This window comes from Luteibacter sp. 22Crub2.1, assembly GCF_900167995.1.
In the GTDB taxonomy this organism is placed as follows: Bacteria; Pseudomonadota; Gammaproteobacteria; order Xanthomonadales; family Rhodanobacteraceae; genus Luteibacter; species Luteibacter mycovicinus.
Map to the genome: position 1 here is coordinate 19,530 of NZ_FUYT01000015.1, position 24,831 is coordinate 44,360.

At 64.7% G+C, this 24,831-nt stretch carries 22 protein-coding genes, 1 tRNA gene and 1 pseudogene; 13 read left to right on the forward strand and 11 right to left on the reverse strand.

Annotated elements, in window-relative coordinates; translation table 11 throughout:
- The first annotated feature begins 1 nt into the window (after nt 1).
- From B5X73_RS15825 to B5X73_RS15835, 3 genes are all read left to right on the forward strand, one after another.
- Nucleotides 2-355 carry a Spx/MgsR family RNA polymerase-binding regulatory protein gene (locus B5X73_RS15825; protein ID WP_079522506.1) on the forward strand — a complete coding sequence of 118 codons (354 nt, stop codon included), beginning with the start codon at nt 2-4 and terminating at the stop codon, nt 353-355.
- Nucleotides 356-1,486, forward strand: a complete 1,131-nt coding sequence (gene dapE / locus B5X73_RS15830) for a succinyl-diaminopimelate desuccinylase (protein ID WP_079522507.1) — start codon at nt 356-358, stop codon at nt 1,484-1,486.
- A 100-nt stretch (nt 1,487-1,586) separates the two neighbouring features.
- The gene (locus tag B5X73_RS15835; protein ID WP_079522508.1) at nt 1,587-3,113 is read left to right on the forward strand and encodes a hypothetical protein; all 1,527 of its coding nucleotides are present in this window, start codon (nt 1,587-1,589) and stop codon (nt 3,111-3,113) included.
- A 2-nt stretch (nt 3,114-3,115) separates the two neighbouring features.
- Here B5X73_RS15835 and B5X73_RS15840 read toward each other — a convergent pair whose 3' ends face one another.
- Entirely contained in the window at nt 3,116-3,904 is a 789-nt protein-coding gene (locus tag B5X73_RS15840; RefSeq protein WP_343124645.1) for a phosphodiester glycosidase family protein, read from the reverse strand.
- A gap of 128 nt (nt 3,905-4,032) precedes the next feature.
- Between B5X73_RS15840 and B5X73_RS15845 the strand changes: the two genes are divergently transcribed.
- Nucleotides 4,033-4,521, forward strand: a complete 489-nt coding sequence (locus B5X73_RS15845) for an NUDIX hydrolase (protein WP_079522510.1) — start codon at nt 4,033-4,035, stop codon at nt 4,519-4,521.
- Between the two features lie 82 nt (nt 4,522-4,603).
- On the opposite strand, the gene parC is transcribed toward B5X73_RS15845, so the two are convergent.
- Together parC and B5X73_RS15855 are read right to left on the reverse strand one after the other, a co-directional pair.
- Nucleotides 4,604-6,844, reverse strand: a complete 2,241-nt coding sequence (gene parC / locus B5X73_RS15850; protein WP_079522511.1) for a DNA topoisomerase IV subunit A — start codon at nt 6,842-6,844, stop codon at nt 4,604-4,606.
- A gap of 99 nt (nt 6,845-6,943) precedes the next feature.
- Nucleotides 6,944-7,984: a proline iminopeptidase-family hydrolase gene (locus tag B5X73_RS15855; protein WP_079522512.1), complete on the reverse strand. Its 1,041-nt coding sequence runs from the start codon at nt 7,982-7,984 to the stop codon at nt 6,944-6,946.
- 165 nt (nt 7,985-8,149) lie between these two features.
- On the opposite strand from B5X73_RS15855, the gene B5X73_RS15860 reads away from it, so the two are divergent.
- Entirely contained in the window at nt 8,150-9,433 is a 1,284-nt protein-coding gene (locus B5X73_RS15860; protein WP_079522513.1) for an acyltransferase family protein, read from the forward strand.
- Here B5X73_RS15860 and B5X73_RS15865 read toward each other — a convergent pair.
- Nucleotides 9,400-10,233, reverse strand: a complete 834-nt coding sequence (locus B5X73_RS15865; protein WP_079522514.1) for an endonuclease/exonuclease/phosphatase family protein — start codon at nt 10,231-10,233, stop codon at nt 9,400-9,402. The genes B5X73_RS15860 and B5X73_RS15865 overlap by 34 nt on opposite strands.
- Before the next feature lie 168 nt (nt 10,234-10,401).
- Here B5X73_RS15865 and B5X73_RS15870 point away from each other — a divergent pair, with 168 nt between their 5' ends.
- Nucleotides 10,402-10,884 carry a hypothetical protein gene (locus B5X73_RS15870; protein ID WP_079522515.1) on the forward strand — a complete coding sequence of 161 codons (483 nt, stop codon included), beginning with the start codon at nt 10,402-10,404 and terminating at the stop codon, nt 10,882-10,884.
- 357 nt (nt 10,885-11,241) lie between these two features.
- Nucleotides 11,242-14,304 (forward strand): TonB-dependent receptor, encoded by a 3,063-nt coding sequence (locus tag B5X73_RS15875; RefSeq protein ID WP_079522516.1) that lies wholly within the window; start codon nt 11,242-11,244, stop codon nt 14,302-14,304.
- A 244-nt stretch (nt 14,305-14,548) separates the two neighbouring features.
- On the opposite strand, the gene B5X73_RS15880 is transcribed toward B5X73_RS15875, so the two are convergent.
- Complete coding sequence (locus tag B5X73_RS15880; protein ID WP_079522517.1) at nt 14,549-15,040, reverse strand: hypothetical protein; 492 nt, start codon at nt 15,038-15,040, stop codon at nt 14,549-14,551.
- A gap of 388 nt (nt 15,041-15,428) precedes the next feature.
- On the opposite strand from B5X73_RS15880, the pseudogene B5X73_RS21375 reads away from it, so the two are divergent.
- Nucleotides 15,429-16,151: pseudogene (locus tag B5X73_RS21375) on the forward strand (integrase core domain-containing protein); the annotation flags it as partial.
- Between the two features lie 204 nt (nt 16,152-16,355).
- Here B5X73_RS21375 and B5X73_RS15890 read toward each other — a convergent pair.
- The 6 genes from B5X73_RS15890 to ftsY form a co-directional block, all read right to left on the reverse strand.
- A complete protein-coding gene (locus B5X73_RS15890; RefSeq protein WP_079522519.1) occupies nt 16,356-17,219 on the reverse strand; it encodes a DUF4189 domain-containing protein in 864 nt (287 codons plus the stop codon).
- A 95-nt stretch (nt 17,220-17,314) separates the two neighbouring features.
- Nucleotides 17,315-17,390: transfer RNA gene (locus B5X73_RS15895), tRNA-Phe, on the reverse strand.
- Nucleotides 17,391-17,456: 66 nt separating this feature from the next.
- A complete protein-coding gene (locus B5X73_RS15900) occupies nt 17,457-17,735 on the reverse strand; it encodes an oxidative damage protection protein (protein WP_036111120.1) in 279 nt (92 codons plus the stop codon).
- Nucleotides 17,732-18,778, reverse strand: coding sequence for an A/G-specific adenine glycosylase (mutY, locus tag B5X73_RS15905; protein WP_254857314.1), 1,047 nt, complete (start codon nt 18,776-18,778; stop codon nt 17,732-17,734). The genes B5X73_RS15900 and mutY overlap by 4 nt, the downstream gene beginning before the upstream one ends.
- Nucleotides 18,775-19,839 carry an AsmA family protein gene (locus B5X73_RS21380; protein ID WP_254857315.1) on the reverse strand — a complete coding sequence of 355 codons (1,065 nt, stop codon included), beginning with the start codon at nt 19,837-19,839 and terminating at the stop codon, nt 18,775-18,777. Before B5X73_RS21380 ends, mutY begins: the two co-directional genes overlap by 4 nt.
- 29 nt (nt 19,840-19,868) lie before the next feature.
- Nucleotides 19,869-21,020 carry a signal recognition particle-docking protein FtsY gene (gene ftsY / locus B5X73_RS15910; RefSeq protein ID WP_079522521.1) on the reverse strand — a complete coding sequence of 384 codons (1,152 nt, stop codon included), beginning with the start codon at nt 21,018-21,020 and terminating at the stop codon, nt 19,869-19,871.
- A gap of 64 nt (nt 21,021-21,084) precedes the next feature.
- Between ftsY and rsmD the strand changes: the two genes are divergently transcribed.
- From rsmD to ggt, 5 genes are all read left to right on the forward strand, one after another.
- Nucleotides 21,085-21,654, forward strand: a complete 570-nt coding sequence (gene rsmD, locus B5X73_RS15915) for a 16S rRNA (guanine(966)-N(2))-methyltransferase RsmD (protein WP_079522522.1) — start codon at nt 21,085-21,087, stop codon at nt 21,652-21,654.
- Nucleotides 21,655-21,681: 27 nt separating this feature from the next.
- Nucleotides 21,682-22,185, forward strand: a complete 504-nt coding sequence (coaD, locus tag B5X73_RS15920) for a pantetheine-phosphate adenylyltransferase (protein WP_036111135.1) — start codon at nt 21,682-21,684, stop codon at nt 22,183-22,185.
- A gap of 17 nt (nt 22,186-22,202) precedes the next feature.
- Nucleotides 22,203-22,706 carry a hypothetical protein gene (locus B5X73_RS15925; protein WP_036111138.1) on the forward strand — a complete coding sequence of 168 codons (504 nt, stop codon included), beginning with the start codon at nt 22,203-22,205 and terminating at the stop codon, nt 22,704-22,706.
- Nucleotides 22,707-22,780: 74 nt separating this feature from the next.
- Nucleotides 22,781-23,038 (forward strand): YfhL family 4Fe-4S dicluster ferredoxin, encoded by a 258-nt coding sequence (locus tag B5X73_RS15930; RefSeq protein WP_036111140.1) that lies wholly within the window; start codon nt 22,781-22,783, stop codon nt 23,036-23,038.
- A gap of 63 nt (nt 23,039-23,101) precedes the next feature.
- Nucleotides 23,102-24,802: a gamma-glutamyltransferase gene (gene ggt, locus B5X73_RS15935; protein WP_079522523.1), complete on the forward strand. Its 1,701-nt coding sequence runs from the start codon at nt 23,102-23,104 to the stop codon at nt 24,800-24,802.
- The last annotated feature ends 29 nt before the right edge of the window (nt 24,803-24,831 follow it).

Below are 24,831 nucleotides of genomic sequence, written 5' to 3' on the forward strand. Positions count from 1 at the left end.
CATGGCGATCATCGTTTACGGTTTGCCGAACTGCGATACGTGCAAGAAAGCGCGCAACTGGCTTGGCCGGTTCGAGGTGGAACACGAGTTCGCGGACTACCGGGCGAACCCGGTGCCTGCGTCGACGCTGAAAGCGTGGTCGGAGAAGCTCGGTGGCTGGGACAAGCTGATCAACAAGGCGTCCACCACGTGGCGCACGTTGTTGCCGCAGCGCAAGGATCCGCGCAGCGACCCGGAGTGGACGCTGCTGCTGAAGGAATATCCCGCGTTGATCAAGCGTCCCGTGGTGGTCGACGGCGACGAGGTCAGCGTCGGCTTCACCGACAACGCCTTCAAAAAGCGCTTCGGAAAATAAATGTCCGCCGTCCTCGACCTGACCTGTGACCTCATCCGCCGCCGTTCGGTCACGCCGGACGATGCCGGCTGTCTGCCGCTGATCGCCGGGCGTCTGGCGGCGGTGGGCTTTCGCATCGAGCATCTGCGTTTTGGCGATGTCGACAATCTCTGGGCGACGCATGGCGACGGCGGCCCGGTGCTGGCCTTTCTCGGCCACACCGACGTCGTGCCGACCGGTCCGGAAGGCGCATGGGCATCGCCGCCGTTCGAGCCGACGGAACGCGACGGCGTTCTCTACGGTCGTGGCGCCGCGGACATGAAGGGCTCGGTAGCGGCGATGGTGGTCGCGCTCGAGCGGTTCGTGTCGACGCATCCGGCGCATGCCGGCACGGTCGGCTTGCTGCTGACCAGCGACGAGGAAGGCGTGGCCTTGCACGGCGTCCGTGAGGTGGTGGAGCACTTCGGAAGAACCGGGCAGCGGATCGATGCGTGCGTCGTGGGCGAGCCTTCGGCGAAAGAGCGCCTGGGCGATCTCATCCGCGTCGGTCGCCGGGGTTCGTTGTCGGGGACGCTTACGGTGCGTGGCGTGCAAGGTCACGTGGCCTATCCCGAGAAGGCGAACAATCCGATCCACGTTTTCGCACCCGCACTCGCCGCGCTGGCGGCGGAACGCTGGGATGAAGGCAACGCCGACTTTCCGCCGACCTCGTTCCAGGTCTCCAACATCAACGCGGGTACGGGGGCGAACAACGTCATCCCCGGCGAGCTGGTGGCCCTCGTCAACTTTCGTTTTTCCACGGCGAGTACCGCTGACGGCCTGCGCGAGCGGGCGGAAACGATCCTGCGCGCCCATGGCGTCGACTTCTCCATCGACTGGCAGCTCTCGGGGCATCCGTTTCTGGCCACGCCGGGCGGGCGCTTGCGCGAGGTCGTCGTCGGCGTCTGTCGCGATGTGTGCGGCATCGATCCCGAGCAGAGCACGGGCGGCGGTACCAGCGACGGCCGGTTCGTCGCGCCGATGGGTGCGGAGGTGATCGAGCTCGGCCCGGTGAACGCGACGATCCACAAGGTCGACGAGTGCGTGTCGGTGACGGACCTGGAGCGTTTGCCGGACCTCTACGAGGCCATTTGCGCACGTATGCTTTCGTAAGCTGAGGCCTCTCGCCGACACCCGGATGTGTCGGTCGCGGGCAGCGTGTGCGCCCTTCGGGTGCGAGCATTCGCCACCCGATCGTTCAAGGAAGAACAGCATGAGGCACTGCTTCGTGGCATCCGCGCTGCTATGCGCCCTGGCGCCACTCCCCGGATTCGCCCTCTCGGTCGATGAGGTCAGCGTCCCGTCCGTAACGATCCTGACCGTCGACGCGACCGATGCGCCGGACGTCGTGCGAGGTCACCTGGACAGGCTCATCGGCGAGGGCGGTCGGATCGCGCTGGCCGGGTCTCCGGACGTCCTGGCGCTCATGCGGCCATCGTTCGTCCGCGTATGGCCGGAAACGAACACGATCCTCCTCGACGCCGCGACGGGGCTGGGCATCTTCGGTCTGAACAGTGAGGACGATGCGGCGCGCAAGGCCGCACTCTCGCGCTGGCCGTGGGACGATCCCCTGCCTGCCGCCCGTCGAACCCCGCGCGCTGCCGCCCCGCTCGCTGCCGCCCCGCGCGAAGGGCGACATGTCGACTTCCGCGTGCTCGCCGCATCGCCTTCGTCAGTCTGCCGCAGCTTCAGTCGCGAAATGCTGCGCGTCCTTTTCGACGGGCGCTTGCCCAGCTCGGAGGAGCGTCACGATTTCCGCCGGGAGGTCCGTCGATGGTGCCAGTACGGGACGTTGTCGCTGCACCGTGCCGAGGCACCGCAGTTCACCATCGAGCCGTTCGCCCCGTCCGACGTGCCCCGTCTGACGCTGGCGACCGAATGGGCGCTGATTCGTCGTGAGGATCAGACGCAGGGCGGCACGGCAAGCTACCTGCTGTGGGCCAAGACGCTGGGCGACGGCGCCGGAACCGGGTTCACCCGGCGCGACGGGTTTCACGCCTTCCTCGACCCGTCCCGGAACGAACTCCGGTACCTGATGGACGTGGCGATCCATTCGGGCTGGGGCAGCATCGAACACCGCGATGTCGTGACCGCGTGGCCGCTGAACTCGACGTTTCCGGCGACCGGCGATACCCATGTCTTCCGGTGTGACGCGCCACGCGCCTTCCGGCCGGACGACTGCCCGGTGGCTCCGGTACTCCGCAAGCTCTTTCCGCAGGACTCGTCCGGTGGCAGCGTCAACGTGTCATTCGGCGAAAGCTGGGCCTTCGGCGGGGAGGTGAAATTCTCGCGCTCGATGGATTCGGAGGGCAAGCAGGGAATCTCGATGACCTTCGGCTTCAACCTGATGCGGACCGAATCCACGTCGGCGGGCATCGATCTGCCTCTGGTGCGCGTGCGGAGCAGCGCCGTCAACGAGTCGTATCGCAGCACGTGGTGGACGCCCGACGTACCGGCGCTGTTCCAGTGGATCCTGGCGCGCCGATACCATGGAAGCCTGGCCGACGTCACGGCTCTGGCCTCGACACTCAACCCCCGGCACGAGATCGTCTGGGAGATTCCTCTGGCCGGCAACGAAGGGCGCAAGCTCCCGTACCACGTGGTGTACGAGGCCGGACTGAACACCTGCGCCAACGGGCCGGCCTGCACCTCGTATCAGCTGTCTTACGACCCGACCTACCGTGCGAAGGCGCGTGTCGGGTGGTCGGACGGCATGACCGTCAGTCTGCCTTATCGCTAGGGTTATCGGCCCTTGGGGAACACCGCGACCATGCCCGCGTAGGGCTTGGTCATGAAGGCGGGCGCGCCGGCGTAGCCGTCATCCGGCGTGAACGCCTGCGAGATGGTTCCATCGAGAAACAGCGCGTCCCGGCAGCCCAGTTCGTCGCGGAACAGCCGGGCGAAGCTGTGGAAGTTCACGGGCGCCCGGCTGACGACGAAGACGGCCTCATGCGATGACTTCGCGCAGACGCCGCTACGCCACTTCATGCTGTCCGATCCGTTGTCGAACTGCGTGTTGACCTCGCCGTCGATCACCAGCATCGGTCCCGACTGCGTCGCCCAGCGCGGTTTGCGCGCGGCGGCCCTAAAGGCTTCCGTCGTGCGTACCTCGACAGTTCCGTCGTCATACACGGCGAAAACACCGTTGGGCAGCAGCGAGAAGTTGCCGGAGCGCGGATTGCCATGCGCGAGGTTGAGCGGAACCAGCGCCTTGCCGTCTTCGACGTAGAGGCCGAGCGGCTTGTAGTCGCGATCGTAGATGCCCGCGTTGGCAGCGAACGACAGCGGCCGGCCCTTGCTCGTGGTCCAGGTCTTCAGGGCTTCGATGCTGCCGAAGGGCTGGGCGGTGTCGGGGTTGCGCCAGTGCAGTTCGATGTCTTCCTGCCGGGTGTCGACGGTGACGGCGAAGTACGACTGGCTGTCGAACACCACCTCGCGGCTGTCGACGGCATCGGCGGCCGGCGCACAGCCCATGGCTGACGCGGTGACGGCGGCGGCGACCATGGCGCGGAGGAGGAAAGCGGGGGTCATGCGGGGGAGAGACGGGTGGGGCATGCGCCGATGGTCGCCGGGTCGGACGGGCGGCGCAAGGGGCCAGACGGCGTCTTCGCGTCCGGAGGGCGTAAACTCCCGGGTTTTTCCCCGGTAGCGTCATCGCCATGCCCTATACGCCCATCGTCGCCACGCTCGGCTACGTGCTCTCGCCAGACGGCCAGCGTGTGCTCATGATCCATCGCAATGCCCGCAAGGACGATCATCACCTGGGCAAGTACAACGGCCTCGGCGGCAAGATGGAACCTGGCGAAGATATCGCGGCCTGCATGCGCCGCGAAATCCTCGAGGAGGCGGGCATCGAATGCCTGGAAATGCGTCTGCGCGGCACGCTGAACTGGCCGGGCTTCGGCAAGCACGGCGAGGACTGGCTGGGTTTCATCTTCATCATCGACCGCTATAGCGGCACGCCGATGGAGTCCAACCCTGAGGGTGCGCTCGAGTGGGTGCCGGTGGATGGGCTGGACGCCCTGCCGATGTGGGAAGGCGACCGGCACTTCCTGCCGCTGGTCTTCGATGACGACCCGCGGCCGTTTCACGGGGTGATGCCGTACAAGGACGGGCGGATGGTGTCCTGGAGCGTCACCCGGCTCTAGAGCCGTATTGCCGGCCCTGATGGCGATGGCCCCGGCAGGGCCGCATTCGACCGCGGCCCGCCGGGTTCACGAAACCACGCGATCAACCGGTGGTTTCGATCCGCTCCACGCGACGCAGCCCGCGCGGCAGTACGCCGCCGCGAGTGGCACGGCTGCCGCCGTACTCGACCAGATCGGCCCACTTCAGCGTCAGCTTGCGCTGTCCCGCGTACAGCGTGACCTCGCCCTTGCCTTCGGTGACAACGGCCACGCCAACGACGCGTTCCTCGCCCGAGGCCAGCTTGGTCTTCGGAATCTCGATCAGCTTGTTGCCCTTGCCCTTGTCCAGTTCCGGCAGCTCGGCCACCGAGAACATGAGCAGGTGGCCTTCGCCGGTGACGACCACGATACGGTCGCGCGACGGGTCCGCGGTGATCGCCGGGGCGAGCACGCGCGCGCCATCGCTCAGGCTGATGATCTGCTTGCCCGCCTTCTGCCGACCCGTGAGCGCCTCGAAACGCGTCACGAAGCCGTACCCGAAGTCCGTGGCAAGGACGATGCGGGTGTCGTTGTCGGCGGTGACCACCGCGTCGAAGCGGGCGCCGGCAGGTGGACTGAAACGGCCGGTCAGCGGCTCGCCGTTTCCGCGTGCGGAAGGCAGCGTATGTGCCGCCGTGGCGTAAGCGCGACCGGTCGAGTCGATGAAGGCGACCTGCTGCGTGGTGCGCGCACGCGAGATCGCCAGCAGGCTGTCGCCGTCGCGGTAGGACAACGCTTCGCCATCGATCTCGTGGCCCTTGCCGGCACGTACCCAGCCCTTCTGCGACAGGACGACGGTGACCGGCTCGGAGGCGACCAGCGCGCTCTCGTCCAGGGCCTGAGCCACGCTGCGTTCGATCAGGGGCGAGCGGCGCTCATCGCCGAACTTCTCGGCGTCGCCGCGCAGCTCTTCCTTGATCAGGCTCTTCAGCTTGGCCGGCGACTTCAGCAGCACGTTGATGCGCGCGCGCTCTTCTTCGAGCTTGTCGCGCTCTTCGTTGAGTTTGAATTCTTCCAGGCGGGCCAGCTGGCGCAGCTTGGTTTCGAGGATGTAGTCGGCCTGTTCGTCATCGAGACGGAAGCGCTCCATGAGCACCGGCTTCGGCTCGTCCTCGGTACGGACGATACGGATGACTTCGTCGATGTTGAGATAAGCAATGCGCAGCGCTTCGAGCAGGTGCAGGCGACGCTCGACGCGGCCCAGACGATGAGTGAGCCGGCGCGTGACCGTATCGGTACGGAAACGCAGCCACTCGCTCAGGATCATTTTCAGATCCTTCACCTGCGGCCGGCCGTCGAGGCCGATCATGTTCATGTTGACGCGGAAGCTCTTCTCCAGATCCGTCGTGGCGAAGAGGTGCTGCATCATTTCTTCGACGTCGACACGGTTGGAGCGCGGCACGAGGACGAGGCGGATCGGGTTCTCGTGATCGGACTCGTCGCGCAGGTCTTCGATCATCGGCAGTTTCTTCGCGCGCATCTGCGCGGCGATCTGCTCGAGGATCTTGGAAGGCGACACCTGGTGCGGCAGCGCCGTGATGACGATGTTGCCCTCGTCACGCACGTAGACGGCACGCGCGCGCACCGAGCCGGTACCGTTCTGGTACATGGCGGCGAGTTCACGGCGTGGCGTGATGATCTCGGCGTCGGTCGGGTAGTCGGGACCCTGTACGTGCTCGCACAGGTCGGCAATCGTCGCGTCGGGGTCGTCGAGCAGGCGGATACAGGCGCTGGCCACTTCGCGCAGGTTGTGCGGAGGGATATCGGTGGCCATGCCGACCGCGATGCCCATGGAGCCGTTGAGCAGCACGTGCGGGACGCGAGCCGGGAGCCACGACGGCTCGTTCATGGTGCCGTCGAAGTTCGGTACCCAGTCGACCGTGCCGTGGCCGAGCTCGGAGAGCAGGACCTCGGCGATCGGCGTCAGGCGCGACTCCGTGTACCGCATGGCGGCGAAGCTCTTCGGATCGTCCGGCGAGCCGAAGTTGCCGTGGCCGTCGACCAGCGGGTATCGATACGAGAACGGCTGGGCCATGAGGACCATCGCCTCGTAGCACGCCGAGTCGCCATGGGGATGGAACTTGCCGATGACGTCGCCGATGGTACGGGCCGACTTCTTCGGCTTGGCGGTGGCGCCCAGCGCCAGTTCGCTCATGGCGTAGATGATACGGCGCTGGACCGGCTTCAGGCCGTCGCCCACGAAGGGCAGGGCGCGATCCAGCACCACATACATGGAATAGTCGAGATAGGCCCGCTCGGCGTAGTCCTTGAGCGGGATCTGTTCGTAATTGGCTTGCAGATTCATGGGTTTGGCTGTCCGGCTGGCGCGCATCAGCGCGTCGTTAACCGGGTGATGTTGCCAGAAAGCCGTCTCAGGAGCGAAGACTGCCGAAGGACCAAGGCCTCAGCGCAGCGGTTTACCCGCGTCCACGTCCTTCAGGAATCCGATCAGTCCCGTGAAGTACGTGGTCTGGTCGTCGTACATCGCCAGATGGGCGCCCCTGGAACAGAGCAGGAAGCGCGCGTCCGGCATCTTCTTCGCCATGGCTTCCATGTACCTGGGGTCCATCGTGTCGTAACGGGCGCCGATGACCAGCGTGGGCACCCTGATGTTCTTCAGGTCCTTGCTGCGGTCCCAGTGCAGCAGCTTGCCACTGGCACCGAGTTCGCTGGGGCCCTGCATCGAGACGTAGATCTGCTCGTTGATGTGGCCGAACGCGCGCTCCACGGGCTCGGGCCACTGGTCGGCCGGCATGCGCAGCACGTGCTGCTCATAGTGCATCGGCATCAGCAGTGCCATGTAGGCAGGGTCGGCGGTTTTCTTCTCCGCCTCCATGCGCTTGACCTCGGCGAGCTTCTTCTGGTCCATGGCGGGCATGAGCACCTTGTTCGCGTACTCGTTGTACGCGGGGATGCTGTCGACCATGTTGGAGATGATCAGGCCCTTGAGGTGCTGCGGGTACTTCAGCGCGTACTCGATCGCGAGCACGCCGCCCCAGGAATGGCCTAGGAGGTAGAAATTATCCTTGTCCAGGTGAAGCGCCCGGCGGACCTGCTCCACTTCGTCGACGAAACGGGGAATTTCCCACAGTGATTCATCGGTGGGTTTGTCGCTGAAGGCCGAACCCAGCTGGTCGTAGTAGTAATACTCGATGCCGGCGCCGGGGAAGTAGCTGTCGAACGCCTCGAAATACTCGTGCGTGGCGCCCGGCCCGCCGTGCAGGAGCAGAACCTTGATCGTCGGGTTGTTGCCGACGCGCTTGGTCCAGACCTTGAACTTGCCTTTGGGCGTATCGATGACGATCGACTTCTGACCGCCCGAGAGCACGTCGTCGCGTCCGGTGTTGTCGAAATACGAAGCTGGCGGGGTCTGTGAGGCCGACGAGTCGGCAAAGGCACAGAGCGCGGCAAACGTGAAAGTCACGGCGGCTATCAGGCGGCGCATGGTGTATCCCCCGGCATCGATGGCCGATTCTTGCCGGGCGTCGGCTTGCTCCGCAAGTCCTCACGCGACCGTCATCTTCCCAAAGCCAGCCCGAACGGAAGAATCTGCGTTCACCGTACGGCCAACCGGGGCTTGTTTTTATGACCTTTTGCAGCGGGAAGCTCGATGCGTAAAGACATCTCAGCCGACGGCCTGCGCGGTCTCGCCGCGGTAAACGTGCTCTTGTGCCATCTCTTCCTGGCTTTCCTGCCGGGCGGATTCGCCTGGATCTACCCGGATACCACCACGCCGGACGCCATGCGTGGCGTGGTCGATCAGGTGATCGCCTTCCAGCCGCTTTCGGTGCTTTGGAACGGCCAGTTCGCGGTATGCATCTTCTTCGTGCTCAGCGGGTATGTGCTGACCAAGTCGTTCATCGAGACCGGCGATACGGGCTCGTTCCGGTTGCGCGCGTCGCGTCGCTACCTGCGCCTCGGCGTACCGATCTTCGGGTCGGTGATGTTCGCCTGGTTCGTCATGGCGATGGGGTGGAGTCACGCGGTCGAGGCGGGCCATTTGTCCGGTTCGACCTGGCTGGCCGATTTCTGGAAGAAGCCGCCGGACTTCATCGAGGCGCTGCGCGATGGTACGTACGGCACGATTCTCGGTGGATGGTCGCGTTTCAATCCGACCCTCTGGACGATGAAGATCGAGCTGCTCGGCTCGATGTTCGTCTTCGCCTATCGCTCATTGACGCTGCCAGGGCGTGCGGCGCCGCTCAACTTCGCGTTCGCGGTGGCGTTGCTCGCGTGGTTCTTTCCCCATGACTGGCCGTACTACACGGCGTTCCTTGCCGGCAGCCATGTTGGCGAAGCACGCCTCACGTCGTCGAAACCGCTGCTGGCCCTGGCTGTCGGGGGAGCGATTATCTGCGGTGGCTTCGACGTCTCGCCCTGGTACGACTGGACGCACGTGCTGCCGCTTGCGGACAACGAGCGCAAAGCATTCTTCAACGTCGTCGGCGGGATTCTGTTGCTATACGTCGTCCGGTGCGGCAGCTTCGACCGTGTATTGCAGAGTCGGCCCGCGCAGTTCATGGGGCGCATCTCTTATGCGTTCTACCTTGTCCACCTGCCGATTCTGCTGAGCTTCTCGGCCTGGTTTTTCACCGTCATGGCAGGGCGGCTGGCCCTCGATCCGGTCACCGCAGCGATGCTCACCGTCCCGGCGACCTTCGCGGTCGTCATCGCCGCCGCGATGGTGTTTGATCGCACGTTCGACCGCTGGGGCATCCAGCTGGCAGGCCGCGTCTTTCGGGCACCGCGCTCGTCCGCGAAGACGGTGGCGCTTCGAAGTGTCGACGGTTTCCGCCGACGCGTTCGCTACCACCGTCGTCGCATCATCGGGAAAGAGGCGGCGCAGGCCGGTGTTCCACGTCAGAGGGTGAAGTCGGCCTGCACCGGGAAGTGATCCGAGGGATAACGGCCGTCCTTCGACACCGTAATCGTCCGTACCGAGTTCGCCTCGACACCGCGATAAAGGATCCAGTCGATCCGCTTGGTCGCCTTGCCGGTGAAGTCGTGGAAGGTCTCGGCCGGACCCTCGTGCTTCGGCGCGGCGATCCATGCGTCCTTGAACGTGGCGGTCAGCGCCTTATGCGTTTCGCTGTCCGGGCCCGTGTTGAAGTCGCCGGTGAGAATGACGGGGACATTCGCCGGGAGCTTCGCGATCCACGCGGCGATCTCATGTGCGCTGCGCGAACGCGCATCTTCATCCTGATCGCGGTAAGGGAAGTGCGTGTCGAGCAGATAGAACCGCTTGTGATCGGAGGTCCGCTCGAAAAGCGCCCAGTTGACCATGCGCGGGAAGATATTGCCCCACGTGATGCTGGCCACCTTGTCCGGAGTGTCGGAAAGCCAGAAGTCGCCCGACTCGACGATCTTCAGGCGATCCTTTCGATAGAAGATGCCCATGTGCTCGTCGCGATGATCGCCATAGCGATCGCGGCCGAACCACGTGTACTCCGGCAGGCGTTCGATCGTGTCGTCGCCTTGCGCCTTATACAGCTCCTGGGTGCCAATCACGTCGGGATGCAGCTGACGGATGGTGTCGGCGAAGAGGTCGCGGCGATGCGTCCATCCATTGAGGCCATCGTTGCCGGTCATGGTGCGCACGTTGAAGGACATGACCTTGAGGTCTTCCGCCATGGCGGGTGTGGCAAGGATGGCAGCGAGGCCGGCAATCAGCGCGAGTTGACGGAAACGAGGCATGGCGGGCGGGGTCCTTCGGTTCGGAATGAGCACCCGACTATAGCCACGTAAACACGTCATTGCCGTGACCGGGTCACAGGGTCGAGGCGCGACATTGCGTCGTGACGCAGCGGTGCCGGCAATGGGGCAAACTACGGCGTTGCCATCGACAGCCATCCGGAAACCGACATGACCGAGCTCGATCCCCAGACGGAGCCTTCGAAGGCGAACGGGCGCCGCACGGCACTCATCGTCATTCTGGTGGCGTTTGTGGCGTCGGCGACGACAGCGATCCTGGCGATCAGTGAATCGCACCGGGCCCGCAAATCCGATGCGGCCGCCCTCAGCGCCGATGTCAGCGATCTTCGCGGCATGGCCGCGGACTGGACCGCGCGCGTCGACGATCTCGAACGCGCCTCCGTCGACGCACAGCCCGCTCGCCTCGAGGCGATGAAACCGCATATCGACCAGCTTGCGTCGTGGAAGGCGCGTACTCCGTGCGGCCACGACGCCCGTGATGCACTCCGGGCGTCGGTCGACACGCGCGTGCTGTACCTGCGGCGCGTGCTGGCGAAGGAAACCGTACCGGAGGCGCGGATCGACGAGAGGCGCGCGCTCGAAGACAGCCTGAAGCGCTGTGCCAGCGAGCAGGGCGCTGACGTCAACATCTGAGACAGGTGGGGACCAGAGGCGGGGAGGCAGGTTTCGCTTGCCAAGTCCTTGACCGGGTCCCGCTTTCGGAGAAATACCTGTCTAGGAATATTTCTTACGAAAAATCTCAAATTTTTGTTTGACAGGGCTGCTGCCAGTCCCTAAGTTCATACGTGCCTCATGTATGAAACACCGTCATCTCATCGGCGGCGAGGTGAACGCGTCGCACGGACTCGCGATGGGAAAGCTTGAAGTCGCGTCGGCTCGGGGGAGCATGCGCGACTGGCGGGACGTACCAGGTTTCTTTATTTGCGGGTTCGCGCGAAGCGCAACTTTTTAATGGCCCTTGCTAAGGGTCGTTTTTTCGGGGAGACACCAATGCAGCACCAGATCATCCGCCGTCGCGGAGGCCTTCGGCCGTCCGCGCTGGCGCTAGCGCTCGCCCTTGGCGTGGGTGCGACCGCACCGGCGTTTGCACAGTCCACGACCGGTGACATCTTCGGTCAGGTACCCGCGGCCGCAGGCGAAACCGTATCGGTCACCGGCAGCACGGGTTTTACACGCGAAGTGCCGGTCGACGCACAGGGCCGGTATCGCATCGGCAACCTTCCCCTCGGGTCGTACACCGTCAGCCTCAAGCGCGATGGCGCCGTCGTCGATTCGCGCAAAGATGTTGCGCTGAAGGTCGGTGGCGCCACCGATGTGTCGTTCCAGGCCCCGGCCACCGCAGCCAGCGCTCAGGCACTGGACTCGGTGACGGTGACGGCCAACAGCCTGCCACCCATCGACACCACCGCGGTCGATTCGCGCACCGTCGTCACCGCGCAGACGCTGGCGCGTCTTCCGCTGGGACGCAATGCCGAGGCGATCGCCCTGCTGGCGCCGGGTGCCGTCCCGGGCTCGAGCAACCTGGGTAACGGTCGCTACCGCACCGTGTCGTTCGGCGGCTCCGGTGCCTCCGAGAACGCCTACTACATCAACGGCTACAACTCGTCCGACCCGTACCGCAACCTTGGCGGCGTCGGTCTGCCGTACGGCGCGATCGATCAGCAGGAAGTCTATACGGGCGGTTACAGCGCCAAGTACGGTCGCTCGGATGGCGGCGTCATCAGCCAGGTCGGCAAGCGCGGTACCAACGACTGGCACTTCGGTGCACAGGTGCTGTGGGAGCCGAAGTTCGCCTCGTCGACGCCGGGCAGCATCTATTACTCGAACAAGGCCCTCCCGGCCGGTTACGGCTACGCCGACGACACCCTTCCGGGCTCGATCTACCGCAATCGTCAGGACAACACCAAGTGGACGACCACGTACAGCGCGTACGTCGGTGGTCCGCTGATCAAGGACAAGCTGTTCTTCTTCGTCGCCGCGGAGGCCGAGAAGTCCGAAGGCACGAGCACGGCGTCGGTCGAAGCCAACCCGGTGGCCAACAACCACTACACGTACAACCTGCCGAAGTACTACGCCAAGCTCGACTGGAACATCAACGACTCGAACATCCTTGAGTTGACGGGTATCCATTCCACCGACGAGCAGCGCGGCAAGTATTACGGCTACGACTACGACACGCGCACCGTGGGTGGCCCGCTCGGTTCCGACGCCGACACCAGCAAGATCACCACGAAGTACGCCATCGCCAAGTACACCAGCTACATCACCGACGACATCACCCTGACCGCGACCTACGGCAAGGGCTGGACCGACGACTATCTGCAGAACCCGACACCGGGCCTCGCACAGCAGCCGTATATCGACAGCCCGTACCTGCAGAACCCGGCTCTGAACGGCGGCACGCCGATCACCAACCTCAATTCGTCGTCGACCGCGCAGGATCCGAACGCCGGCAGCAAGACGCATGGCCTTCGCCTCGACCTCGAGTGGCAGGTCGGCGATCACCACCTCGCCGGCGGTATCGACAACATGAGCTACGACGCGAGCAATGAAGGCTCGTCGACCAGCGGTCCGGGTTACTACCTGCGCTATCGCAAAGTGGCGGCGGGTAACGAGAACATCCCGATCAGCACGTCGCTCGGCGTCGGCGCTCCGGGTGGTGACGGTTACTACGTCACCCAGCGCGTGTTCAGCACCGTCACCAGCATGTCCGTGGACCAGAGGGCTCAGTACCTGGAAGACCGCTGGCAGGTGACCGACCGCTGGCTGCTGAGCCTCGGCGTACGCAACGATCGCTTCAAGAACTTCAACGACAAGAACCGTCCGTACGTCAACAATGCGGCGCAGTGGGCGCCGCGTCTGGGCGCCAGCTGGGACGTCTACGGCGACTCGTCGCTGAAGCTGTACGCGAACTTCGGCCGCTACTACCTCGCGCTGCCGAACAACGTGGCCGTGCGCGGTGCCTCGCCCTCGACGTATACCGACATCTACTACACCTACACCGGCATCGATCAGCTCGGTCGTCCCACGGGTCTGACCGAGATCTCGCCGGGCGCCGTGTCGTCGGACGGCGAGTACGGTCAGGCGGTCGACCCGATCGCGGTCAGCGCGCGTGACCTGAAATCGCAGTATCAGGACGAAGGCATCATCGGCTTCGACAAGACCCTGGGTGACGGCTGGGTCACCGGTGCCAAGGTGACGTTGCGCAGGCTGCGTACCGCCATCGACGATGTCTGCGACACCGGCCTGCTGGCAGACAAGATCACCGCGCAGGGTGGCGATCCAAACTCCGTGGTCATTCCTGGCTGCGTGATCTTCAACCCGGGCTCATCCAACACCTTCAGCCTCGCCAACGTCGACGGTTCGGGTCGCACCGAAGTCAAGATGAGCAAGGACGACTGGGGCTTCTCGACCGGCGCCAAGCGTGCCTACTACGCGCTCGACATGTACCTCGAGCACCCGTTCGACGGTAAGTGGCAGGGGCGCCTGGACTACACGTTCTCGCGCAGCTACGGCAACACCGAAGGCCAGACCAAGTCCGACATCGGGCAGACCGATATCTCGAAGACGGAAGACTGGGATTCGGCTGAGCTGATGCGTTACGCCAATGGTCTGCTGTCGAATGACCGTACCCATCAGATCAAGGCTTACGGCGCGTATCAGCTGACGCCGGAATGGCTGGTCTCGGGCAACCTCCGTCTCGCCTCCGGTGCGCCGAAGTCGTGCCTCGGTTATGAAGACGGTGAAGAAGACCCGGATCCGATCGGCTACGGCTCGGCTTATCACAACTGCAACGGTCAGCCGTCGCATCCGGGCGAGAAGCGCAACCCGTGGTACCGCCAGGTCGATCTGGCCGTTACCTATCGTCCGGGCTACTTCGACGGCAAGATGGCGTTCGGTCTGAGCGTGTTCAACGTGATCAACGAGCGCAAGCCGCTGAACAGCTTCTCCACGTACGAGTCGGCACCGACCACGGTCAACAACAACTACGACCTGGGTCAGTACTACCAGACGCCGCGCTATGCCCGCCTCACGGCGACATACGACTTCTGATCAGCGCCACTTCAGTGATCGCGTAACCAGACAAACGGTCCAGGGAAGGACCCGCTGCAAATCCTCGGATCGCCGTCCGCTCCCACGGGCGGCTTTTTTTGTTTTTGTTGGCTGGCGAAGGCGTGTGAGAGGGCGGCGCCGTCACTGGTTCTCTGCCGCTCACGTGACGCCCGGTGGTTCAGAGCAAAGCGGCTCACGGCCGCTTCGAGGCCGACGTTGGCGTAGCAAAGGGAAGCCTGTTCCGTTAAAAGCTGTCGTCGGTCTGCAGGCTCATAACGCACAAGCTCTCACCCGTGCCCTGCACTACATCACGGCGGGTAACGGTGAGCCAGACGTCGTTCCTGACGAAATTCACCCAATCGATGCCGCCGATCTCCGATGGTGACGACTTCTCGACGAAGCCATGGGCCACCAGGCCTTGTCGCAGGGCGGCCATCGTGAGACTACAGACGGTTGACGGGTCGGCAGAGCGGTCGGGGTTGTAGAACCAAAAACCGAAACCGGGCTTGAAGGCCTTCTTCGGCGGAATGACTTTTACGCCGTAGATCCATCCGTTGCCGAGGTCTGAGCTCCGATAAGCGAGCGAATCATCATCCTGAATCAGCTTTCCGTCAAACTGTTTCCCGACCCGCTCAGGCGTGATTTCCGCAGTTGAATTCAGGCTGCTGAGGAAGCTGATCAGCAGTTGGGTGGCATGGGCGGCAGCCGCCGACTGCTGAGGGGTAGCAGCAGTCACCCTAGGTCCTTCTGGAGGCGTGGCGGGTGTCGTGGAGGCGGGCGTGGGCGCCGTTGCTCTGTACGCACGGATGCCGCTTTGCGTGGGCTGTACAACCGAAAGGACGGCGGGACTCGCTAATGCGGCTGCGCTGGATAGCGCCGCGGCCGTCAGAACTGCGAGACATCGATTCGGCAAGAAACTCATTGGCTCGGCATCCTCGAATCCTTGAGATGAGTTGCAGGAGCGCCCTTCGGCTGAGGGCATGATAGCGGCTGCTTGAACGCGTTGCATGAGGGTTTCGCCGACGCCTGCGTCATTGGCTCGACGCTCTTACAGAAGGAGGGTGAGCGCGACTACTCGAATGTGGTTGACACAATGTCCCCCACCCGGCACTAAGTAGCGGCGCGCCTACCGCTACGAGCCGCGCCCCGACCGTAACGTCGAACTCCGCGAGATGATCTGCACGCTGGCGAATCGCCATAAACGTATGGGGTGGGCATGATCTATCTGAAGCTTCGCCAGGCCAGGCCTGGCACGCGGTGAATTGCAAGCGGGCCGAGCGCTTGCATCAAGAGGCCAGCCTCCAGGTGCGGCGGCGCAAATGAAGGAAAGGTCTACCGGCCGAAAGGCAGCCACTGCTTCGCCCGGCGGCCGCGGTCGAGGCCTGGTCGATTGATTTCGTGCTTGATGGCGCCGCCGGGGGGCCGCGCCATCAAATGCCTGACGATCGTCGATGACGCGAAACATGAGGCTGTCGCCATGGAAATCGAGCGAGCCCTCTCGGGCATCGGCGTAACGCGCGTCATAGATCGCATGGCCGTCACGCGCAGCCTACCAAGGGTGCTTCGCAGCGATAACGGAAAGGCGTTCTGCGGTAGGGTCATGGTCGCTTTGGCTCACGACCATGGCGTGCAGCTTAGGCTTACCGAACCTGGCACATCTAACCAGAACTCTTACACCGAACCTTTGAACGGAATGATTCGCGACTAATGCCTCAAGGAGCACGGGTTTCCCGGCCTTCTGCATGCACGCACAGAGATCGAAGTTGGCGTCGTGAATACGACGAGGAACGACCAAAAAAGCAGTGGGCGGTCTGAAGCACGCCGCCTACGCAAAACAATTACAGTAATTCCGCAGTCAGGATCGGACTGCTACTGAAAGCGGGAGAGTTGTCGCTAGGCTGCTATGCCGTCCAGAGCGGTCACCCGCGATTTGTCATCGAGCTCGTAGATGCGCGTCATGCCATACGCGGCGACGAGCCTGTCCACCTTCTTGTCTGAAATAACGTCCATATCCAGTCCTTTCAAAGGTCCTTGGCGCCGACAAAGCAGCTTCAAAAAATTCCGGTACTACAGTCGGTGTTGGCCTCCTTGCACATTGTCCCTCCCGCTGCACTGCAAGCGTCCATGGCCTTGGACAGAGCAGCTTTCTTGTCCTTGGGATTCGGGGTTCCCGCTGCGAACGGGCGGCCCGTTGAATCCCGCACGAGGGAAATGCAACCGTCCTGCTGTTGCACTAGGACGTCGCAGTCTTCCTTGTTGCAGTCCCCTTTTGCGGCTGCCCAGACAGCGTCCGGCGTGTTGTTTTGGTGCATGAACATGAACTTTCCGTTGCGCCGGTTGAACAGGACCGTGTTGTAAAAAACCGGAACGGACCACTTTGCATCCATGTCCTTGGCAAGTCCGGATGGGGGTAACGGGAGGTCAGCGAATGTGTCCGCTCCGTAACCGGCCACGACCGTTCGACGTGTCGCTTTGGTCACATGCCAGCCGTCCTTTTTTCGTACAAAATCCAGCGCTGTCTCCGACGGCTTTTCGCCCGCGTCGGACTGGTCGATATGGATGTGTCCAGGCGTAACCTTGACGCCATCGGGATAAAACTGGTCGTCATGGAACTGGCTGCACAGCGAGCAGGCGATAACCTTGTCGTTGGAAACATCAGGCACAAACTTGTCGTCTTTCTTGCCGAAAATTACAAGGGTACGGTGGCGTACATTGTCTTTGTCGGGCGCAGTTTGAAACACCGCCACCGCGTCCGCGTTCGGCTGTTCGCCACTTGACGAAAATGCAAGAAGGGTGGTCCCGGGCGGAGCAGCGGCCGTGACTTCGGCAGGGGCGGCAGGCGGCGTTGCGCCGAGCGCCATAACGGGAACTAACAGCGCCAGGGCTGCGCTCAACAGCCGCAAGGGTGATGTCATCAGCACGCTTCCTTATGTGGGGCACCCAGTCTAGCTTAGCGGCCGGACACCAACGAAAAAGGCCACCCGGAAGGTGGCCTAAGTCACTGAATAAATGGTGGCTCGGGACGGAATCGAACCGCCGACACGGGGATTTTCAATCCCCTGCTCTACCAACTGAGCTACCGAGCCACAGGTGCCTGCAACGATCGTTGCGGCGAGTGGAGCCGCGTATTAAATCGGGTGCGGGCTCCGGCGTCAAGCCTCTTGTTCAGGCGGGACGTAACCGGCGGGCTGAACCACATCGCCGCCGAAGAAATACTTCTCCATTTCGCCGCTGAGGAACGTGCGCGTCTTCGGGTCGAGGGGAGACAGGCGCATCTCGTTGATCAGCATGGTCTGGTGGGACAGCCACTGGGCCCACGCTTCTTTCGAGACGCTGTCGTAGACGCGTTTGCCCAGGTCGCCGGGCCAGGGGGCGAAGTCGAGGCCTTCGGCGTCGCGGCCGAGCTTTACGCAGTGAACCATGCGCGTCATGGGGATATCTCCGGGAGGTTGTCGAGCAGCGTGCGGACGGGTGCCGGCAGGCCGAGAGCGGTGAGCTCGTCGCGGGCGCACCAGCGCTGGTCGTCGCGGTCTGCCACGGCGGTCAGCGGGGTCGCATGGTCGAACAGGATGGGTGAAACGTCCAGCCGGTAGTGGCTGAAGACGTGGGTAAAGGCGGGCAGGGGATCGGCCGAGCCGACGCGTGCCAGGCGGAGCGCGACCGTCGGTGCGGCGTCGGCATCGGGTGCCTCGGGCAGACTCCACAGGCCGGACCACACGCCCTGCGGGCCACGCTTCTCCAGCAGCACCCGGCCCTGCGCGTCGCGCAACAACAGCATCGCGAGAGCGCGCGTGGGTACCTTTTTGCCCGGCTTGGCGGTGGGCAGTACGGCGGTCAGTCCGTCACGATGCGCGACGCAGGTGGCCGCCTGCGGGCACAGCATGCAGGCCGGCTTGCTGCGCACACAGACGGTGGCGCCGAGATCCATGATCGCCTGCGTGTAGTCGGCGGTACGGGTCGCCGGTGTGTGCTCATCCGCATGAATCCACAGGCGCTTCTCGACCGCGCTTTCGCCCGGGTGCCCGGCGACGCCGTGATAGCGGGTCAGCACGCGCTTGACGTTGCCATCGAGGATGGGGAAGCGCAGCCCATAGGCCTGCGCCAGGATCGCGCCGGCGGTGGAGCGGCCGATGCCGGGCAGGGCGATCAGCGCATCGAGATCGCGCGGCAGCTCACCGGCGTGACGTTCGACGCACAGCTGCGCGGCACGGTGCAGAAACCGTGCTCGCCGGTAGTAGCCGAGCCCCGACCAGAGTGCGAGGACGGTGTCCTCGTCGGCTTCGGCAAGCGAGGCCAGCGTAGGCAGCCGCTCGACGAACCGCTGGAAGTAACCGATGACGGTGACCACCTGGGTCTGCTGCAGCATGATCTCGGACAGCCACACGCGGTAGGCATCGCGCGGATGCTGCCAGGGCAGGTCCTTGCGTCCGTGGTGGTCGTACCAGCGCAGCAGTTCACGGGCGAACGGATTCACGGCATGAGCCCGGTGGCCGGGCGCGCAGCGGTGCTCGCTGACGCTGGCGCGATTACCGGCGTGACGTCCGGCGTCGCGCGGATATGCAAGCCCTTGATGTGCACGCTGTCGGTGTCGATGGCCGCCGCGTCGACGCTGCCAAGCAGTGGCGGAAGCGTCGGTGCGCCGCCCGCGTTGATGCCGCTCCACCATTCGGCCACGGCCAGCGGTGGCACACGCAGGTCGGCATGGTCGGTCGGACCGTCGAGCTTCAGCGCGACGAACAGGGGATCCTGCTGATTCGCGGGTGTGACGTTGAGGACCACGTCGAAAGGCGACGCATCGTGCCGTGTCATGCGCCCGGCCAGTGAGGCACCGACGTCCGCACCGCCGCGCCAGGTGGCTTCGCCGCGCAGGCTCGCGGCGAAGCGATCCTGGCTGGCGAGATCGAGCGTGAGATCGTTGAGCGTGAGCACGCCACGCGAAAGGACCGGGCGCGTGCGAAGCGTCATCGAGTACGGCTTTTCGCTGGACGATGCCGCGAGTCTGAGGTCGAACACACGGCCATCGGCCAGGCGGCCCGCATCGATGTCCACGTTGGACAGGAGAAGACGGTTGCCCCGGGTCAGCGTGCCACGGGTGACGCGGAACCCCGCGTCGATACCCGGCAGGATCGCGCCCGCGGTCGACGGTCGCGAGGGGAGCGTGTCGATATACGCGGACACGGCGTCCATGTCGATGCGCGCGCCTTCCACTTCGAGTCGCGACACCGTGGTGTCCTGACCGAGCAACGTGCGCCACGGCAGCACCAGCTTGCCGCGCGAAGCGACGATCAGAGGTGTGCCCGAGCCACGGGCGCGCAAGGTCAGTCCCTCGAGCTCGAGCGCCGGCTTGGGCCAGAGCGTCGGACTGGCCGGGCTGGCCAGCCCGAGGTCGAGACCCGCCTCCTCGGCACGCGATTGCAGCATCGCCGTGAATCGTTCCGGCTGCAGAACCACATATGTGGCGACCAGTGCCGCGACGAGGATGCCCATGAGCAGCCCGCCGACGGCGAGCAATCCGATGCGTAGTCGCCGGTTCACGGCAGCGACCTGTCAGGCATGCGCGTCACTCAGCCGCCAAGGTTGGCAGGGAGCAGGCCGTCCACGAAAGCGGCGGCGTCGAACACGCGCAGATCGGTCGCGGTTTCGCCTAATCCGACGTAGCGGATCGGCAGGCTGAACTCGCGGGCGAGCGCGAACATCACGCCGCCCTTGGCCGTGCCGTCGAGCTTGGTCACCACGAGTCCGGTGACACCCGCCGTATCGCGGAACTGGCGGAGCTGGCTGATGGCGTTCTGACCGGTGGTGCCGTCGATCACCATGAGGACTTCATGTGGCGCGGCGGCGTCGAGCTTCTTCATGACGCGGACGATCTTGCCCAGTTCATCCATCAGCCCGCCCTGCGTGTGCAGACGACCGGCGGTGTCGGCGATAAGCACCTGCGTGCCGCGCGAGCGCGCCGCCTGCAGGGCATCGAAGATGACGCTGGCGGAGTCGGCATCCTGGCCCTGCGAGACGACCGGAACCTTGTTGCGCTCGCCCCAGGTTTTCAGCTGTTCGACGGCGGCGGCGCGGAAGGTGTCGCCCGCCGCGAGCATTACGCCGCGGCCTTCGTCGACGTAGCGGCGCGCGAGCTTGCCGATGGTCGTGGTCTTGCCCACACCGTTGATGCCGACGGTGAGGATGACGAACGGGCTGTGCGTCGAGACGTCGAGCGGCTTTTCCACCGGCTTGAGCAGCGCGACCAGTTCGTCGCGCAGCACCTTGAGCATCGCGCCGGCGTCGGCGAACTCGCGCTTGTGCATGCGTTTGCGCAGGCCCTCGACCAGCTGGGTGCTGGCTTCGACGCCGACATCGGCGGTGATCAGGGCGGTTTCCAGCTCGTCGAGCAGATCGTCGTCGAGCTTGGGGTGGCGGACAAACAGCGCGCCCAGGCTCCTGGCGAAACCGCTGCCGGACAGGCGATCGCGCCAGCTGCGCTTTGCGGACGCCTCGGGCGCGGGTGTGGCCTCATGCGCGGCCTCGGCCACGAGGGTGTCTTCCGCCTCGGGCTCGACCTCGGGAGCCTCGGGCTCGGGGGCTGCCGTTTCCGCCAGTGCCTCGGCGACCAGGCTGCCCAGGTCGGTGGCGGCTGGGTCGGCGGCGCGATCGACGCGCTCGTCCGTTGCCGGGGCCTCGGTCGTCGCCGGTTCGGCGGGCTTCTTCTTCCAGAACTTGAGCATTGCGGGAGGGATTCAAAGACAATAGGCGAATGCTAGCACTCCCGCCCACACTGGCCGCTGAGCGATGACCGCCTCCGGCCGCATCCGCGTCATCGGCGGAAACCTGCGCAACTCCCGGCTCGACGTGCCCGATCTGCCGGGGCTGCGCCCCACGGCCGAGCGCGTGCGGGAAACCCTGTTCAACTGGCTGCAGCCGGTGGTGGCGGGCTCCCGCTGCCTCGACGCCTTCGCCGGCACCGGTGCCCTCGGCATCGAGGCCCTGTCGCGCGGCGCGGGCAGCGTCACCTTCGTCGAGCGGGAGCCCCGGCTGGCGGCGGCGCTCAAAGCGAACCTGTCGCGGCTGAAGACCGACGGAGAGGTCGTCGGCGACGACGCGGCTCGCTGGCTGAAGGGCTCCGGCAAGCCGTTCGATCTGGTTTTCCTCGATCCGCCGTTCGCGCTGGATGCCTGGGCCGGGATCGCCGCGCAGCTCGAAAGCGGGGGCTGGCTGACGCCGACGGCCTGGATCTATGTGGAGTCGCCGCGTGGCGCGGTCTTCACCTTGCCCCCGACCTGGCTCGCGCACCGGCAGGGTCAGGCGGGAGAGGTGACGTACACCCTCTATCGCCGCGCCCCGGCCGATCCGTTAAGCTAGCCCGCGTTTTCCCTGACCCCAGTGTCCATGACTCATCCGCCGGCCAATCCCCGACTTGCCGTTTATCCGGGCACGTTCGATCCCATCACGAACGGTCACGCCGACCTCGTGTCGCGTGCCGCGCCGCTGTTCGACCGGATCGTGGTCGCGGTGGCGGAGAGTCGTAACAAGGGCCCCGGTTTCAGCCTGGGCGAGCGCATCGCGCTGGCCCGTCTGGCGCTGGCCGACCTGCCGAACGTGGAGGTGCGCGGTTTCGACTGCCTGCTCGCCCACTTCGTGACGGAAATCGGCGCGGGCGTGATCCTTCGCGGCCTGCGCGCCGTGTCGGACTTCGAATACGAATTCCAGCTCGCCAGCATGAACCGTCACCTGATTCCTCAGGCCGAGACGCTGTTCCTGACCCCGGCGGAGCAATACAGCTTTATCTCTTCCTCGCTCGTGCGTGAAATCGGTCGCCTGGGTGGCGATATCTCCGGCTTCGTGCATCCGGCGGTGCAGCAGGCCATGCGCCAACGCTGGCGCAACTCTTGAAATCAAAGGTGATCATCATGCGTAAGTTCGTCCTCGCCGCGTCCGTGGCCCTGACCGCCGCCCTGGCCCTCTCGGCCTGCAACAAGTCCGAAGATGCCGATCAGGCCGCCACGACTCAGGAAGCTGCCGTCGCCAAGCCGTCCAACCCGACCGACACCAAGGCCTGGAGCCAGTATTTCGGCCAGATCGTGCGGAAGAACATGCAGGGCATGACGGCTGACCGTCCGTTCCCGTACTTCGTTCCGGCCGGTGACGACCAGAACGGCCAGGACGGTCGCGCGCGTCAGCTCGAGAACGTGCAGGGCACCGTCGCCCGCGGCGTCACGCCGGGCAACATGCTCGTCTTCGGTGGCCCGGAGTCGGCCAAGACCGCCGACCTCATCGTCGAAGCCTTCAAGAGCGCCAACGCGGGTTCGTTCAAGGGCGTGATCATCCTGTTCATCGGCGACCAGGCCGATCAGCAGCGCGTCACCGACGCCCTGACGCCGACCGGCGCCACGGTCCGCTTCGTCGCGATGTAATCGTTTCGGACGCCAATCGCGTAAACGAAGGGCGCCTCGGGGCGCCCTTCTCGTAAACGCGCTAAAATGCGCGCATGTCCCTGATCATCCTCGACACCTGCGTCAACTGCGACGTCTGCGAACCGGTGTGCCCGAACAAGGCCATTTCGCTCGGCGAGCAGTACTACGTGATCGATCCCGCCCTCTGCACCGAGTGTGTCGGCCATTTCGACAACCCGCAGTGCGTGGAGGTCTGCCCGGTGGAGTGCATCCCGCACGATCCCGACCGCGTGGAAACGCACGATCAGCTGATGCTGAAGTACGAGCATCTGATGGCCCGCGCGGCCTCGTAAGCGCCCCGCGCGCGTCCATGGGTTAATCTCGCGGGTAGCGATATTCCCACCCGGAGAAATTTCATGGTCCATGCCCCGTCGTGGCGCGTGCTCGCCGCGAGCCTTGTCGTTGTCTTCAGTGCCGGCGCGCTCAACGCGCAGAACGTCCCGGCCGCTCCCGGTGGCCCCGGACACGCCGCCATCGCCAGTGCCAATTTCATGGCGACCAACGCGGGCTTCGAGGTCCTGGGCAAGGGCGGTAACGCCTTCGACGCCGCGGTGGCCGTGTCGTCCACGCTCGCCGTGGTCGAGCAGCAGAGTTCAGGCATCGGCGGTGGCTTCATGGCCCTGCTGCATCGTGCATCGGACAACCGCGATGTCTTCATCGACGCGCGCGAAACCGCGCCGAAGGCCGTCGACATGAAGGTCTACGTCGGCAAGGACGGCAAGCCCAACCGCGACACGTCGACCAACGGCCCGCTCTCGTCCGGCATTCCCGGCGAGCCCGCCGGTATCGTCTGGATGGCGGAGCATTACGGCAAACTGCCTTTGTCGGTATCGCTGGCGCCTGCCATCCGCATCGCGAAAGAGGGCTTTCAGCCCGATTCGCGGTTCCTGGGTACCATCGAGGATCGCAAGGACGTGCTGGCGCGCTATCCCGCCTCGTCGGCCATCTTCCTGCCCGGCGGCAAGGTCCCGTCTCCCGGCTGGACGCTGCGCCAGCCCGACCTGGCGAAGACGCTGGAACGCATCGCCGCCAGGGGGCACGACGGCTTTTACAAAGGCGAGACCGCGAAGCTGATGGTGTCGGCATCGCGTGCCGCCGGCGGCAACTGGACCGCCGCCGATCTGGATGCCTACAAGGTCAAGGAGCGCGAGCCGCTCAGCGTCGACTACAAGGGCTACCGCATCGTGACCGCGCCGCCGCCGTCGTCGGGAGGCGTGGCGATCGCCGAGGTGCTGAACATCCTCTCCGGCTTCGACCTGAGCAAGGCGGACCTGGCTCATTCGACGCATCTCACCATCGAGGCCATGCGTCGGGCGTTCCGCGATCACAACGAATACCTGGGTGACCCGGACTTCGTGAAGATGCCGCTCGACATGCTTCTGTCGAAGTACTACGCGGACGGCCTGCGCGCGACGATCTCGCCCGACAAGGCCACCCCGTCGGATCTGCTGCCCACCTCGATGGCGTCCGAGCCGGGCATGCACACCACGCATTTCTCGGTGATCGACGCGGACGGCAACATGGTGGCGTCCACCCTGACGGTGAACCTCGAGTTCGGTTCGGCCTTCGTGGCGAAGGGTACCGGCGTCGTGCTCAACGACGAGATGGATGACTTCGCTCTGGTACCGGGACAGCCGAATGCGTTTGGCCTGCGTGGGGCGCTGGCCAATGCGCCGGAGCCCGGCAAGCGCATGCTTTCATCGATGTCGCCAAGCTTCGTGTTCGGTGCGGATCGCACGGCGGTGCTCGGTTCGCCGGGTGGTTCGACCATCATCACGCAGGTGCTCGAGGGCATCCTCGCCTTCATCGATGGCAAGAGCGCCTCGGAAATCACCGCGCAGAAGCGTTACCACCACCAGTACCTGCCGGACCGCGTCGACGTGGAAGCCGGCGTCTTCGACGATGCCACGGCCAGGGCGCTGACCGACATGGGCCACGTGTTGAAGAATCGCTCGCCGTGGGGTTTCATGAACGTCGTCACCTGGGATCACCGTACCGGTAAGCTTGACGCCGCCAGCGATCCGCGTCGTCCGTCCGGTCTCGGCAAGGTGCAGTAAGTTGCGTTACGGGGGCAGGATGAGGTCGA

Bases quoted from the DNA above. Each gene is read 5' to 3' on its own strand.
- B5X73_RS15825 (WP_079522506.1), top strand. From the start codon at position 2: ATGGCGATCATCGTTTACGGTTTGCCGAACTGCGATACGTGCAAGAAA.
- dapE (WP_079522507.1), top strand. From the start codon at position 356: ATGTCCGCCGTCCTCGACCTGACCTGTGACCTCATCCGCCGCCGTTCG.
- B5X73_RS15835 (WP_079522508.1), top strand. From the start codon at position 1,587: ATGAGGCACTGCTTCGTGGCATCCGCGCTGCTATGCGCCCTGGCGCCA.
- B5X73_RS15840 (WP_343124645.1), bottom strand. From the start codon at position 3,904: ATGACCCCCGCTTTCCTCCTCCGCGCCATGGTCGCCGCCGCCGTCACC.
- B5X73_RS15845 (WP_079522510.1), top strand. From the start codon at position 4,033: ATGCCCTATACGCCCATCGTCGCCACGCTCGGCTACGTGCTCTCGCCA.
- parC (WP_079522511.1), bottom strand. From the start codon at position 6,844: ATGAATCTGCAAGCCAATTACGAACAGATCCCGCTCAAGGACTACGCC.
- B5X73_RS15855 (WP_079522512.1), bottom strand. From the start codon at position 7,984: ATGCGCCGCCTGATAGCCGCCGTGACTTTCACGTTTGCCGCGCTCTGT.
- B5X73_RS15860 (WP_079522513.1), top strand. From the start codon at position 8,150: ATGCGTAAAGACATCTCAGCCGACGGCCTGCGCGGTCTCGCCGCGGTA.
- B5X73_RS15865 (WP_079522514.1), bottom strand. From the start codon at position 10,233: ATGCCTCGTTTCCGTCAACTCGCGCTGATTGCCGGCCTCGCTGCCATC.
- B5X73_RS15870 (WP_079522515.1), top strand. From the start codon at position 10,402: ATGACCGAGCTCGATCCCCAGACGGAGCCTTCGAAGGCGAACGGGCGC.
- B5X73_RS15875 (WP_079522516.1), top strand. From the start codon at position 11,242: ATGCAGCACCAGATCATCCGCCGTCGCGGAGGCCTTCGGCCGTCCGCG.
- B5X73_RS15890 (WP_079522519.1), bottom strand. From the start codon at position 17,219: ATGACATCACCCTTGCGGCTGTTGAGCGCAGCCCTGGCGCTGTTAGTT.
- B5X73_RS15900 (WP_036111120.1), bottom strand. From the start codon at position 17,735: ATGACGCGCATGGTTCACTGCGTAAAGCTCGGCCGCGACGCCGAAGGC.
- ftsY (WP_079522521.1), bottom strand. From the start codon at position 21,020: ATGCTCAAGTTCTGGAAGAAGAAGCCCGCCGAACCGGCGACGACCGAG.
- rsmD (WP_079522522.1), top strand. From the start codon at position 21,085: ATGACCGCCTCCGGCCGCATCCGCGTCATCGGCGGAAACCTGCGCAAC.
- coaD (WP_036111135.1), top strand. From the start codon at position 21,682: ATGACTCATCCGCCGGCCAATCCCCGACTTGCCGTTTATCCGGGCACG.
- B5X73_RS15925 (WP_036111138.1), top strand. From the start codon at position 22,203: ATGCGTAAGTTCGTCCTCGCCGCGTCCGTGGCCCTGACCGCCGCCCTG.
- B5X73_RS15930 (WP_036111140.1), top strand. From the start codon at position 22,781: ATGTCCCTGATCATCCTCGACACCTGCGTCAACTGCGACGTCTGCGAA.
- ggt (WP_079522523.1), top strand. From the start codon at position 23,102: ATGGTCCATGCCCCGTCGTGGCGCGTGCTCGCCGCGAGCCTTGTCGTT.